A 12276-nucleotide genomic window follows, 5' to 3' on the forward strand; every position below is an offset into this window, starting at 1 on the left:
TGCCAGGAGTGCTCATGAGCCTTCCCCTGTTCGATGCCATCCACCACGTGGCCATCATCGCCAGCGACTATGTGCGCTCGCGCCACTTCTACCACCAGGTGCTGGGGTTGCCCATCATCGCCGAGACGCTGCGCGAGGAGCGCCAGTCGTGGAAGCTGGATCTGGCGCTGCCGGACGGCAGCCAGCTGGAGCTGTTCAGCTTCCCGGCGCCGCCCCCGCGCCCTTCCCGGCCGGAGGCGTGCGGCTTGCGTCACCTGGCCTTTCGGATCTCGGATCTCGAGCGGGTCATCGCCCATCTACAGGGCCATGGCGTCGAGGTGGAGCCGGTGCGGGTGGACGAGCTGACCGGCCGCCGCTTTACCTTCTTCGCCGACCCCGACGGCTTGCCGCTGGAGCTTTACGAAGCCTAGTGCCGGGGCGCTCGCCGTCATGAAGCCATGCCCAAAAACAAGCAGCCGCCCGGTGTGCCGGGCGGCTGCTTTTCATGGATGCAATCTCGGGATCAGGCGGTGGTGAGCAGGGTGACCGCGACGGCCATCACCAGCATGCCGACCCAGCCGATGGGCTTGAGCCGCTCGCCAAACAGCAGCAGGCCGCCGAGGGCGGTGCCCAGGATGCCGATGGCACCCCAGGTGGCGTAGGCCACGGCCAGATCGATCTGGCCGGTGCTGACCGCTTCCGACAGCAGGGTGAAGGCACACAGCACCAGCAGGATGCCGAGGAATCCCCACCCTTTGTGACGAAAACCGACTGAACGGTTGATCGCCATGTTGGCGCCGATATCCAGCAAGGCCGCGCCCAGCACTATCATCAGCGGGTGCATACGACCTCCTCGTTGGCACGGGGTGTGCGAGCGGCAGGTTCATCGTGGCGCTCGCCCATCGTCACCAGAACAATCCCCACTATGGCCAGCGCCAGTCCGATCAACTCCTGAGCATTCAGCTGGTAGTCGAGGAACAGCACGGAGACGACGGTGATCAGCGCGATCCCCAGCCCCTCCCAGAGCGCGAAGGCAATGCCAATGGAGATTGTTTTGGCGGCTTTGGCCAACAACATGTAGGAGAAGGAGATGAGCAGCCACATGGGCAGGTAGTTGAGCCAGCCGGCTTCGTTCTCCGGGATCATGGCCATGCTGGAGGTGCCGGCGACCTCGGTCAGGATGGCGCCCGTCAGGAAGATGCGGGCCAGGAGCATGCGATTGAATAACATAAAATGTCCTTTTGTTGCTGCGACGGGGCCATGATAGTCGCAGCCCGGCGGGAGGCTGGAATCGCTGAGCGTCGATAATTCAGACGCTGACGGTTTGCCTTGGCAGAAGCGGGCGAGGTAAGGTGAATATCGGATACCCAGCTCTCGACCCGGATCATGAAGCTCTACCAGATACAACTCTTTGTGGAATCAGCCAGTAGCGGCTCCATCGCCAACACGGCGCGCCGGCTTGGCAAGAGTCGCAGCGCTGTCAGTACGGCGATAGCGGCACTGGAGGTGGAGCTTGGCGTCGAACTTTTTGAACGAGGGGCCAACCAGAGTCGGTTGACCGAGATTGGCGAGCAGGTGCTGGACGACTGCAAGCGGCTGCTGCAGGCGGCCAACAGTCTCAAGCTCAAGTGCGAGCACTACGCCTCCGGCGCCGAGGTGGCGCTGCGGGTGGCGCGGGACGATGCCATTCCAGAGGCGGTGTGGCGGGAGATGCTGGGCCAGCTGCGCCACCGGTTTCCCGGCACCAGCATCTCGCTGGTGCTGGCCTCGCCGCCCGAGCTGCCCGCGCTGGTGGAGGAGGGGTTTGTCGACGCCGCTTTTGGCCTCATCACCGAGGAGCAGGAGCGCAGCGGCCTCAATATCGAGGTGCTCAACCCGATCCGCACCCTGATGGTGGTGGCGCCGAGCCACCCGCTGGCCAGCCTGAAGCGGGTATTGCAGCAGGATCTGACCGGCCATACCCAGGTCACCCTCTCCTACGTGGATGAATTCTCGGTCAAGAGCCTACTGCCCATCGGCGGCCACCACATCGGGCTGTCGAGTTTCGAGCTGATGCGCGATGCGGTGATCGACGGCCTCGGCTGGGCCGTACTGCCGTCGCCGCTGATCCAGAGTCAGCTGCGCCAAGGCTCCCTGCTCACCCTCAAGCACAAGTTCAGCCTGCAGTGGCGGGACTACGGCGTCTATCTGTCGGAAAATGCCTATCACGGCAGGGTGCTGGCCTGGCTGCGCAAGGCGATCCAGGCCTATCTCGAACCCTTCGAGTGAGTCATCTGTTCATGGATGGTGGCAGGCGGATCGCGCGGGGCTTGTGATCCATCGTGGCCTGATGGTACATACTGTCTGTACCCTCATGCAGCGCCTGGAGGCGTGAACGATATGAGCAGTGCCCAAGACAAGGACGAGATCTGGCTGGATGACGACATCATCGAGCTGGATGACGATGAAGCCGTGGTGACCAGGATGGCCAACCCCTGGCAGGTGCTGATCGTCGATGACGAACCGGACATTCATCATGCCACCCGGCTGGCACTCTCCAACATTCAGTACAAATCCCGCCCGCTAGCCCTGCTCAACGCCTACAGCGGTGCCGAGGCTGCCCGCATGCTGCAAGCCAACCCGCGCATCGCCCTGATCCTGCTCGACGTGGTAATGGAGACCGAGGACGCCGGCCTGCGGCTGGTGCACCAGATCCGCAACGAGATGAAGAACGGCTTGGTCCGCATCGTGCTGCGCACCGGCCAGCCCGGGCAAGCCCCCGAGCAGCGGGTGATCCTCGATTACGACATCAACGACTACAAGACCAAGACCGAGCTGACGGTGCAGAAGCTCTACACTACCGTCATCGCCTCCCTGCGCTCCTACGAGACCCTCTGCGCCATCGACAAGAGCCGGCAGGGGCTCGGCAAGATACTGGAGGGGGCGGGGGATCTTTATCACCTGCATTCGCTCAGGGAGTTTGCCTCTGGGGTGCTCAAGCAGATCAGCGCCATTCTCGACGTGGGCACCGAAGGTGCCATCTGCGCAGAGCGCCGACCCGGCTCGCAGGAGCTGGAGATCCTGGCCGCTACCGGCGACTATGAATCCCTGCTGAGCGACGTGCCGCTCACTGCCTTCCCGGCCCTGCATGACTCTGTGATGAGTGCGCTGGCCAATCGCTGCAACCGCTTCGAGCATCCCCAGGATGCGCTCTACATCGCGGCCCAGAACGGGCGCGAGTTCGTGCTCAACTTCACCCCCACCCAGCCGCTCGACCCGCTCGAGTGCGATCTGCTGGACGTGTTCTGTCAGCGGATCTCGGCGGCGTATGACAACCTCTATCTCTACAACCAGCTGCTGCGCGCCCAGGAGGCCACCGTGGTGGCGCTGGCGGCGCTGGCGGAGTTTCGCGATTCGGATACCGGCGATCACGTGCTGCGGGTGCAGAAGCTCTCCGATGCCATCGTGGCCGAGCTGCAACAGGCGGGAGCCTATCCCGACGAGCTGACCCCCGGCTTCGTCGACATGATCGGCATGGCCAGCATACTGCATGACGTGGGCAAGGTGGGCACGCCGGACCACATCCTGCACAAGCCGGGGCGGTTCGAGCCGGACGAGCGGGCCATCATGGAGCAGCATGCGGACATCGGCGCCAGTATATTGCACAAGGCGGGGGAGATGGTGGAGGGGACCAGTTATCTGTCGCTGGGGGCCGAGATCGCCCGTGGCCACCATGAGCACTTCGATGGCAAGGGTTACCCGGAGCAGCTGGCCGGCGAGCAGATCCCGCTGTCGGCCCGCATCGTGGCGGTGGTCGACGTGTTCGACGCCCTGCTCAGCAAACGCCCCTACAAGGAGCCCTGGTCGCTGGCCCAGACCATGGAGTACATCATGTCGCGCTCAGGCAGTCAGTTCGATCCCGAGGTGGTGAAGGCGCTCAACCGGCTGGTCAGCGAATCGCGCTTGCCCTACGAGCTGTAGGGGTGAGCAAGAGACAACAAGGGGGCCACGGGCCCCCTTGTTGTTGGCGGGGACTGGCTGAGGGATCAGCGCTGGCCGTAGCGTACCCTGGGCTGGCGCTGGCGAAACGGCAGCAGCAGAAGGCCGAGCAGCAGATCGCCGACAAGGGCCGCGAGCAAGCCCGCCGCCATGCCGCAGACGATGGCGGCCTGCTTGAGCGGTACCACGTAGCTGTAGTTTTGCAGGGTATCCTGCCAGAGCTGGGGCTCGGCACGCAGCAGCAGGTGGGCGAGCTGCCGGTACCAGGGGGCGTCCTTGTAGACGCTCTCCTGCTGCAGGGTCTGACGCTGGCTGACCAGCAGTTGCAGGCTGGCCGCATCCTTGGCGAAGACCGGATCCGGGTTGGTGCGGTAGTGGTTGACCAGGGCCGTCAGATCGCCGTCGAAGTGCTGGTCTGCCGTCTCCTGAAAGGGGGCAAGGCTGAGGCTGGCCTGTTGCAGCCGGGCATCCAGCCGCTGGTAGTAGAGGTCGATCAGACCCGGGATCTGCACGCCGGCCAGCAGGCCAAAGGCAAACAGCATCATCCTGAGGTAGCTGCGCATATTGCTGTTCATCTCGCGAAAGGGAAGAGCTCCATACTAGCCGCAAGGTCAGGGACGGCCAAGTCCGCCATCAGGATCGGAGCATTCCATGAAGGGCTTAAACGGAACCTGTGTTGCCGCTCTGTTTTCCCCATGAACTTTGCTTCCTCCCTCATTTGTGTGATTCACGTCACGCTTCTTATGTTCTAAAATACGGCCCCATTTTTCGGGGAGGAGAGTCCGTATGCGCAAATTTATACCCTGTTATCTGTTGGGTGGTCTCATCGCCGTCAGCTGGGCCGCTCTGCCCGCGCACGGTCCTTGGGATCAGTGGGATCTCGTCGTCTTCCATCTGGTCAATGGCTGGCTGGGTCAGGCCCAATGGTGGGCCGATCTGGTGGCGGTGACCAACAACCGGTTGTTCGATCTGGCGGTGCTCTCCTGCATGGGGCTTATCCTCTCCCGCTGCTTCTGGCGTGCGGACGAGCAGGGGCGTCGCCGGTTGGTGGCCATGGGGTGTGTCATGTTGCTGGGGGCCCTGGTGATCAACCAGTTTGGTCATCTGCTGCCGGTCAGCCGGCCCAGTCCGACCCTGATGGTGGCGGATGTACTGCGGGTCACCCAGCTCAGCGGGATCCCGACCAAGGATTCGTCCAGCGACAGCTTCCCCGGCGATCACGCCCTGTTCCTGATGATCTTCGCCGGTTTTGCCCTGCGCTATCTGCCACGCTGGGCCGGGGTGACGGCGCTGCTGATGGTGCCGCTGTTCTCGGCGCCCCGCATCCTCTCCGGTGCCCACTGGCTGACGGATGTCTATGTCGGCGCCCTCTCCTTGACCCTGCTCTGTCTGCCGCTGTTGCTGTCGACCGGTCTGTCGGATGCGCTGATCGGCTGGATCGCCCAGCGGCTGCCACGCCTGCCGGGCTGGCAGTGGCTGGCGGGCAAAACATCGGCGAGTCAGCAATAAAAAAGAAGGTCGGTGCATACCGGCCTTCTTTTTGTCTACTTCCCGCCGGTGACTGTGGTCGTCGCGAAATGACCATGACTACCACCGGCGGCCCCAGGCCTGCTGGCCCTCATAGAGAAGTATTAGCAGATTCGTTCGGGCGTGCCTAACAAGAGTTTCTCCAAGGAATCGTTTGCAAGGGATGAATGCTTGATCAGGGCCAAGATTTTTTATTTTTGCTGCCTTAGAATCGCCGCCCGTTGCTGGAGAACTCTGTATGTTAATTAATCTTTTGCGCCTGATATTCATCATCTGTGCGCTGGCGTTCATCTTCATGCTGGTACGGGCCTGGTGGCACAAGCGGCAGCAGGGTGCGCTGGAGTCGACCCCCTTCTGGCCGGTGGCGGCCATCGGTTTTGTCGCCAATTTTCTCGATACCCTGGGGGTCGGCAGCTTCGCGGTGAAGACCGCCTGCTACAAGCAGTTCAAGCTGATCGACGATCGGCTGCTGCCGGGCACCCTCAACGGCCAGTGCGTGTTGCCGACGGTCACCCAGTCGCTGATCTTCATCGGCGCCGTGCAGGTAGATCCGCTCACCCTCATCGGCATGATGGTGGCCGCCGCTGCCGGCGCGGCCTGGGGGGCGCGCCACGTCGCCTCGTTCGATCGCCAGACCATCCGGCTGGTGATGGCGGTCTCCCTGCTGGTGGTGGCTGGCCTCATCTTCGCCGGCCTGCTGGGGCTCTTCCCCCTTGGTGGCGATGCCATGGGGCTGACCGGTTACAAGCTCGGGATCGCGCTCGCCGGCAACTTCCTCTTCGGTGTGCTGATGAACGTGGGCATAGGCCTGTTCGCCCCCTGCATGACCCTGGTCTATCTGCTCGGCATGAACCCGCTGGCGGCCTTCCCCATCATGATGGGCTCCACTGCCGTGCTCAGCGTCTTCTCGGCGGGCACCTTCATCCGCAAGGGGGCCTTCGACGCCAAGGCTGTGCTGGCGGTGGCCATCTTCGGTCCGGTCGGCGTGGTGCTGGCGGCCATGCTGGTCAAATCCATGGACATGGCGATGCTCAAATGGCTGGTGGCCTTCATCGTCATCTATACCTCCTGGACCATGTACGCTTCCTGGCGGGCGGCGCGGCGGGCGCCACAACCCCGGCTGGCAGGCGTCACTGGTTAGCCAGTACGGCGCGTGCCGGTGCTGGCCGTGGAGTATTGATGTGATTGCAGGCCTTTAGCGTTATCTATACCTCCTGGACCATGCCCGCTTCTTGGCGGGCGGCGCGACGGGCGCCACAACCCCGGCTGGCGGAGGTCGCAGGCTGGCCTGCACCAGCGCCGCCTCGGCCCTTGCCCCCAGAAACACATAGAGCCCGAGCGCCAGCAGCAGTCCCACGGCGCACCCCATCACCCCCACCGCCGGCCAGAGCAGCTCGACCTGGCCGAGAGAGCCCTTGAACAGCAGCAACAGCCCCTCGATGGAGACCGCGATCAGAATGGCGGCGATGAAACGGGTAATGGTGCGGCGAATGGCGCTGTGGCGAAAGATGTCTTTATGCAGCAGCACCTCCTCTTCCAGAATGGTCTTGCCCAGATCGAATACCGCCAGCGCCAGGGTCAGAAAGATGATGGCGCTGAAGGCCCCCAGCCGGTTCTGCTGCGCTCCGCACAGCAGCAGATAGAGCTGCTCCAGCCCGTGCCAGATGAGCGTCGCGACGATCAGAAACAGCGCCAGACTCAGCACCACATAAACCCCCTTGAACCAGGGCATGGCCCGGCGCCGCTCCCTGTCCCCCATCAGCCAGGCGATAAGCTGGTTCAGGCAGAGGGTCAGTTCACGGCCATGACCTCTCACTATCAGATGCAAACGGGCTTGCGGCGCAGGCACTGGCGGTAGGATCCCGAGCGGTTCCCGGCTGAGGGCCTGATGCAGGATAAAGGGGTAATCCTTGAGTGAATCGGGTGGCGCCGTGAGCAGCCCCAGCAGCAGGGGGGCCAGTTCGGCTTCGTACTCCTGATAGCGTCGCAGCACATCGATGGGGCTCATTTCCGCCATACCTACCTCGCTCACAAAGGGTGGGTCTTGCTGACGGCTGCAAATTGTGGGCCTGCTTTATGACAACGACTGTGGTGGGGGTTGCACCGTTTGGTGACAAATCACGGTTGCCGACGGGCAGATTGCACCGGCAGCGGGCATGGCGAGGGGAGGATGAAAAAGGGCCCGTGAAGGGCCCTTGTGCGACAGATGGCGACGGCTTAGCCGGCCAGCTTGGCGAAGCTGCGCTCGGCGGCGGCCAAGGTGTGTTCGATCTCCTTGTCGCCGTGGGCCAGCGACAGGAAACCCGCCTCGTAGGCGCTCGGCGCCAGATAGACGCCCTCTTCCAGCATCAGATGGTAGAAGCGCTTGAAGCGCTCCATGTCGCAGCGGGTCACCTGCTCGTAACGGGTGATCTCTGGCTCTTCGGTGAAGAAGAAGCCGAACATGCCGCCCACGTAGTTGATGGCGAGCGGGATGCCGTGTTTGGCGGCGGCGGCTTTCAGCCCTTCGGCGACCCGGGCGGTCTTGGCGCTCAGCTGTTCATAGAGGCCCGGCTCCAGCAGCAGATCCAGCATGGTGAGGCCGGCGGCCATGGCCACCGGGTTGCCGGAGAGAGTGCCGGCCTGATAGACCGGGCCGGTCGGGGCGATATGCTGCATCACCTTCTTCTTGCCGCCGAAGGCGCCGACCGGCATGCCGGCACCGATGATCTTGCCGAGGGTAGTGAGATCCGGGTCGATGTTGTAGTGGCCCTGGGCGCCACGCAGGGAGACGCGAAAACCCGTCATCACCTCATCCAGGATCAGCAGGGCGCCGAATTCGTCACAGATGGCGCGCAGCCCTTCCAGGAAACCGGGCACAGGCGGGATGCAGTTCATGTTGCCGGCCACCGGCTCGACGATGATGCAGGCGATCTCGCTGCCGTACTGGCTGAAGGCCTCGCGCACCGAGTCCAGATCGTTGAACACGCAGGTGAGGGTGTGCTTGGCAAAGTCGGCCGGCACGCCCGGGCTGTTGGGTTGACCCAGGGTCAGGGCGCCGGAGCCGGCCTTGACCAGCAGGGAGTCGGCGTGGCCGTGGTAGCAGCCTTCGAATTTGACGATCTTGTCGCGGCCGGTGTAGCCGCGGGCCAGGCGAATGGCGCTCATGGTCGCCTCGGTGCCGGAGTTGACCATCCGCACCTGCTCCATGGAGGGGACGATCTGGCGTACCTTTTCGGCCATCAGTACTTCGATCTCGGTGGGGGCGCCGTAGCTCAGCCCTTTCTCGACGGCCTTGATGACGGCGGCCTTGATGGCCGGGTGGTTGTGACCCAGCAGCATGGGGCCCCAGGAACCGATGTAATCCACGTAGGCCTGGCCGTCCACGTCATAGAGGTAGGCGCCATCGGCGTGATCGATGAAGCGGGGTGTGCCGCCGACCCCATTGAAGGCGCGGACCGGTGAGTTGACGCCGCCCGGAATGGTCTGGCGGGCCTGTTCAAACAGCTGATCTGATTTTGACATGGATCATCCTTAATGGGATTTTGGTCGTCACACAGGTGCAGGTGGCCGATTGCGGCTCGGCAGTCGGGGGGAGCTGGAGTATGCTTGCGCTCTTGACTCCCTGGCCAAGGACTGCCCCGTGTTAAATGAAACGGGCCGACTATAGCAGAAAGGCCCGGTGCTGGGCAGCCGGGCAGCAGGCTGGATGTCGTCACCTCCGTCAGCAAACGAATGTGGTTTTTTCATGTCGCAACAAGCTTTCTCCTCTGCCGAACCGCTCTCGCCTCCCCGTGGCCCCGTCCTGCGGCGGATCATTCATCAAGACAAGATGCCTCTACTGGTGCTGCTGTTGGCGGCACTGGTCGGAACCCTGGCCGGGCTGGTCTGTGGACTGTTCGAGTCCGGCGTCCACTGGCTGGCGCAGCAGCGCATTGATCTGCTGGCCGATCGCCCCTGGTGGCAGCTCGGTCTGCTCGGCTTCGGTTTCAGCGCCCTGCTGGGGATGATCGGCTATTTCCTGACCCACACCTTTGCGCCGGAGGCGGGGGGCTCCGGCATTCCCGAGATCGAGGGCGCCATGGACGAGTTGCGGCCGGTGCGCTGGTGGCGGGTGTTGCCGGTCAAGTTCTTCGGTGGCATCTGTACCCTGAGCTCCGGCATGGTGCTGGGGCGGGAGGGGCCCTCGGTGCAGATCGGCGGCAACCTCGGCAAGATGGTGGCGGATATCTTCCGGCTGCCCAAGGAGCATGGCCACGCCCTGCTGGCGGCCGGTGCGGCCGGTGGTCTGGCCGCCGCCTTCAATGCGCCGCTGGCGGGGATCCTGTTCGTGATGGAGGAGATGCGACCGCAGTTTCGCTACTCTTTTCTGGCCATCAAGGCGGTGGGCATCTCTGCCATCATGGCGACCCTGATGCTGCAGAACATGAAGGGGCAGGGGGCGGTGATCAGCTTGCCTCACTACGATGCGCCTGCCCTCAAGGCGCTCTGGTTGTTCCTCTTCATGGGGGCCGCTTTCGGCGTGCTGGGGTTCGTCTTCAACAAGCTGGTGCTGGCCTGCCAGGATGGTTATCTGGCACTGCATCAAAACAAGCGCCATCGCTTCGTGGCCATCGGCATGCTGGTGGCAGGCACCTTCGGCGTGCTGTCGCTGTTCGCCCCGGCGGTGACCGGTGGCGGCACCGAGCTTATCCCTCACCTGATGGGCGGGGAGTATGCAATGGCCACCCTGTTCCTCATCTTCTCCATCCGGTTGGTGGCCACTCTGGTCTGTTTCTGCTCCGGTGCGCCGGGCGGGGTGTTTGCGCCGACCCTGGCCCTGGGCACCCTGTTCGGGGTGGTGTTTGGTCACCTGTTCCACTCGGCCTTTCCCGAACTTGGCATTGAGCCAGGCGCTTTTGCCATCGCCGGTATGGGAGCGCTGTTTGCCGCCACCGTGCGTGCGCCCATCACCGGCATAGTGCTGGTGACCGAGATGACCGACAACTATCAACTGATCCTGCCCATGATGATCACCACGGTGGGTGCGACCCTGGTGGCCCAGTGGTTGGGAGGCCGCCCCATCTATTCCCAGATCCTGGAGCGAACTTTACGGCTCGCGGCGCGTCAAAAGCGGGGAGAAGGCGGCGCCAGTGCCGGTTAACTCTTTGTCTGCCGGCCTGAATCTGCTGTGTCGCGTATAGTGAAGGGAGCGTGGCCGCAGTATGCGCAGTAACAAAAGAGGCCTTATGTCCCAGATAATGAAGTGGTTGGCAGTGCTGATGATGGGGGTGCTCATCGGTTATTTCGTCGGTAATCGCCAGGAGCTGGCTCAGAGCAGTCTGTTGACGGTTCAGCAGGAGACGCTGGAGCGCCAGGCCAAGGCCATTGGCCAGCTCAAGGGCGAGCTCGGTATCAAGGAGACCCTGCTGGCTACCCAGAAGGCAGCATTCGAGCAGTTGCAACAGGCGCTCAAGGATCAGGAAGCCCAGGTGCAGGAGCAGAAGCGCCAGCTGGCTTTCTTCGAGCGGATCATGCGTCCCACTGGCGAGCAGGTGGGGGTGGTGATCGACAACCTCACCCTGCAGGAGACCAGTATCCCTGGCCGTTATCACTATCGGCTGGCACTGACCCAGCCCGCCAAGAAGCGCGAGCTGTTCCGCGGTCAGGTCCAGATAAAGGTGGAAGGAAGCCAGGGTGACAAGCCCAGAACCCTCGGCAGCCGTGAGCTGGGAATGAAAGTAGGAGAGGGGCGCTATGCACTGCGTTACTTCCAGCTGCTGGAAGGCAACTGGCAGTTGCCGGAAGGCTTTGTACCGGACCGGGTACGGATCACCATCAGCAAGGATGGTCGGCAACCGGCCCAGGAGCTGCTGGCCGAATGGGGCGAGGTGATCAAGCCGCTGGTGGTCGCTCCACCGGCACCTGTGCCGGCCGCACAGTAAGAAGCTTGGTGAATACTTGAACTGAATGGTCGGGTATTGGATAATTTCGCGGTTTCCATGTTTGTGGATTTAACGGTTGTGAGGTCAGTAATGAGTGCAGTAGCAGAAGCCCCGTTGCCCATCCAGATGACGGATGCGGCAGCCAACAAGGTGAAGACCCTGATCACCGAAGAAGAAAATCCCGAGCTCAAGCTGCGGGTGTACATCACGGGCGGTGGCTGCTCCGGTTTCCAGTATGGTTTCACCTTCGATGAGAAGATCAACGAAGGGGATACCGTGGTCGAGAAGAGCGGGGTCACCATGGTGATCGATCCCATGAGCCTGCAGTATCTGGTTGGCGGCAGTGTGGATTACACCGAAGGTCTGGAAGGTTCCCGCTTCACCGTGACCAACCCCAATGCCACTACCACCTGTGGCTGTGGTTCCAGCTTCTCTATCTGAGATATAGAGATACCCCGTGATATCGAAGGGCCCCTAGGGGCCCTTTTCGTTTCTGCATCAGTGCCGTCTTAGCATGTCTGTAGTGGGATGGCCATACCAGGCGGTAACGCTAAATAGCCGGAGTGGGCCTCTTTTGGGTTATTGCTGGATTGCTTTTTATCCTGATTGGTGGTTAGTTAAACACTTGAACGTCTTTTTCAAAAAAACACGGAGTTTTCGCTTGTCAGCGAGAATCATATCCCTATAATGCGCCTCCATCAGCACGGCACAGTGCGCGTCTGGTCGGTCTTGCAAAGCAAGCTGGTGAGGGTTATAGTTTCAGACCCTGCTCTTTAATAATTTGAATCAAGCAATCTGTGTGGGCACTCACAGCATCGAGCATCAAAAACAATTTTTGATTTTCAATGTCTGATGAAGTGACCAAAGCAACTTTTAAGTTGCAGCAGTT

The 12276-nt window shown here is 62.3% G+C and carries 13 protein-coding genes; 8 read left to right on the forward strand and 5 right to left on the reverse strand.

The features are described from left to right. Window positions 1–14 precede the first annotated feature (14 nt). Window positions 15–410 carry a VOC family protein gene (locus ACB033_RS21235; protein ID WP_139726513.1) on the forward strand — a complete coding sequence of 132 codons (396 nt, stop codon included), beginning with the start codon at window positions 15–17 and terminating at the stop codon, window positions 408–410. Window positions 411–502: 92 nt separating this feature from the next. Here the strand turns inward: ACB033_RS21235 and ACB033_RS21240 are convergent, their stop codons facing one another. Further along, complete coding sequence (locus tag ACB033_RS21240) at window positions 503–823, reverse strand: SMR family transporter (RefSeq protein WP_017766311.1); 321 nt, start codon at window positions 821–823, stop codon at window positions 503–505. Next, the gene (locus tag ACB033_RS21245; protein WP_139726514.1) at window positions 811–1209 is read right to left on the reverse strand and encodes an SMR family transporter; all 399 of its coding nucleotides are present in this window, start codon (window positions 1207–1209) and stop codon (window positions 811–813) included. The genes ACB033_RS21240 and ACB033_RS21245 overlap by 13 nt, the downstream gene beginning before the upstream one ends. Window positions 1210–1365: 156 nt before the next feature. Between ACB033_RS21245 and ACB033_RS21250 the strand changes: the two genes are divergently transcribed. Beyond that, window positions 1366–2247: a LysR family transcriptional regulator gene (locus ACB033_RS21250; protein ID WP_025201199.1), complete on the forward strand. Its 882-nt coding sequence runs from the start codon at window positions 1366–1368 to the stop codon at window positions 2245–2247. 111 nt (window positions 2248–2358) lie between these two features. Beyond that, window positions 2359–3939, forward strand: a complete 1581-nt coding sequence (locus tag ACB033_RS21255) for a response regulator (RefSeq protein WP_010636269.1) — start codon at window positions 2359–2361, stop codon at window positions 3937–3939. A 65-nt stretch (window positions 3940–4004) separates the two neighbouring features. Here the strand turns inward: ACB033_RS21255 and ACB033_RS21260 are convergent, their stop codons facing one another. Continuing rightward, window positions 4005–4532, reverse strand: coding sequence for a DUF2937 family protein (locus tag ACB033_RS21260; RefSeq protein WP_162519994.1), 528 nt, complete (start codon window positions 4530–4532; stop codon window positions 4005–4007). 211 nt (window positions 4533–4743) lie between these two features. Between ACB033_RS21260 and ACB033_RS21265 the strand changes: the two genes are divergently transcribed. Then, the gene (locus ACB033_RS21265) at window positions 4744–5466 is read left to right on the forward strand and encodes a phosphatase PAP2 family protein (protein WP_371140731.1); all 723 of its coding nucleotides are present in this window, start codon (window positions 4744–4746) and stop codon (window positions 5464–5466) included. A 256-nt stretch (window positions 5467–5722) separates the two neighbouring features. Further along, window positions 5723–6625: a sulfite exporter TauE/SafE family protein gene (locus ACB033_RS21270; RefSeq protein WP_017766317.1), complete on the forward strand. Its 903-nt coding sequence runs from the start codon at window positions 5723–5725 to the stop codon at window positions 6623–6625. 60 nt (window positions 6626–6685) lie between these two features. Here ACB033_RS21270 and ACB033_RS21275 read toward each other — a convergent pair whose 3' ends face one another. Then, window positions 6686–7501: a hypothetical protein gene (locus ACB033_RS21275; protein ID WP_139726517.1), complete on the reverse strand. Its 816-nt coding sequence runs from the start codon at window positions 7499–7501 to the stop codon at window positions 6686–6688. Between the two features lie 200 nt (window positions 7502–7701). Continuing rightward, complete coding sequence (gene hemL / locus ACB033_RS21280) at window positions 7702–8988, reverse strand: glutamate-1-semialdehyde 2,1-aminomutase (protein ID WP_017766319.1); 1287 nt, start codon at window positions 8986–8988, stop codon at window positions 7702–7704. 223 nt (window positions 8989–9211) lie between these two features. Between hemL and clcA the strand changes: the two genes are divergently transcribed. From clcA to erpA, 3 genes are all read left to right on the forward strand, one after another. Beyond that, the gene (gene clcA / locus ACB033_RS21285) at window positions 9212–10606 is read left to right on the forward strand and encodes a H(+)/Cl(-) exchange transporter ClcA (protein ID WP_139726518.1); all 1395 of its coding nucleotides are present in this window, start codon (window positions 9212–9214) and stop codon (window positions 10604–10606) included. 85 nt (window positions 10607–10691) lie between these two features. Beyond that, window positions 10692–11387: a DUF6776 family protein gene (locus tag ACB033_RS21290; RefSeq protein ID WP_139726519.1), complete on the forward strand. Its 696-nt coding sequence runs from the start codon at window positions 10692–10694 to the stop codon at window positions 11385–11387. A gap of 90 nt (window positions 11388–11477) precedes the next feature. After that, entirely contained in the window at window positions 11478–11828 is a 351-nt protein-coding gene (gene erpA / locus ACB033_RS21295) for an iron-sulfur cluster insertion protein ErpA (protein WP_005304404.1), read from the forward strand. The last annotated feature ends 448 nt before the right edge of the window (window positions 11829–12276 follow it).

The sequence above is a fragment of the Aeromonas sp. S15(2024) genome (assembly GCF_041402265.1).
Lineage (GTDB): Bacteria > Pseudomonadota > Gammaproteobacteria > Enterobacterales > Aeromonadaceae > Aeromonas > Aeromonas dhakensis.

Bases quoted from the DNA above. Each gene is read 5' to 3' on its own strand.
- ACB033_RS21240 (WP_017766311.1), bottom strand. From the start codon at position 823: ATGCACCCGCTGATGATAGTGCTGGGCGCGGCCTTGCTGGATATCGGC.
- hemL (WP_017766319.1), bottom strand. From the start codon at position 8,988: ATGTCAAAATCAGATCAGCTGTTTGAACAGGCCCGCCAGACCATTCCG.
- ACB033_RS21265 (WP_371140731.1), top strand. From the start codon at position 4,744: ATGCGCAAATTTATACCCTGTTATCTGTTGGGTGGTCTCATCGCCGTC.
- clcA (WP_139726518.1), top strand. From the start codon at position 9,212: ATGTCGCAACAAGCTTTCTCCTCTGCCGAACCGCTCTCGCCTCCCCGT.
- ACB033_RS21270 (WP_017766317.1), top strand. From the start codon at position 5,723: ATGTTAATTAATCTTTTGCGCCTGATATTCATCATCTGTGCGCTGGCG.
- ACB033_RS21260 (WP_162519994.1), bottom strand. From the start codon at position 4,532: ATGAACAGCAATATGCGCAGCTACCTCAGGATGATGCTGTTTGCCTTT.
- ACB033_RS21275 (WP_139726517.1), bottom strand. From the start codon at position 7,501: ATGGCGGAAATGAGCCCCATCGATGTGCTGCGACGCTATCAGGAGTAC.
- ACB033_RS21290 (WP_139726519.1), top strand. From the start codon at position 10,692: ATGTCCCAGATAATGAAGTGGTTGGCAGTGCTGATGATGGGGGTGCTC.
- erpA (WP_005304404.1), top strand. From the start codon at position 11,478: ATGAGTGCAGTAGCAGAAGCCCCGTTGCCCATCCAGATGACGGATGCG.
- ACB033_RS21245 (WP_139726514.1), bottom strand. From the start codon at position 1,209: ATGTTATTCAATCGCATGCTCCTGGCCCGCATCTTCCTGACGGGCGCC.
- ACB033_RS21235 (WP_139726513.1), top strand. From the start codon at position 15: ATGAGCCTTCCCCTGTTCGATGCCATCCACCACGTGGCCATCATCGCC.
- ACB033_RS21250 (WP_025201199.1), top strand. From the start codon at position 1,366: ATGAAGCTCTACCAGATACAACTCTTTGTGGAATCAGCCAGTAGCGGC.
- ACB033_RS21255 (WP_010636269.1), top strand. From the start codon at position 2,359: ATGAGCAGTGCCCAAGACAAGGACGAGATCTGGCTGGATGACGACATC.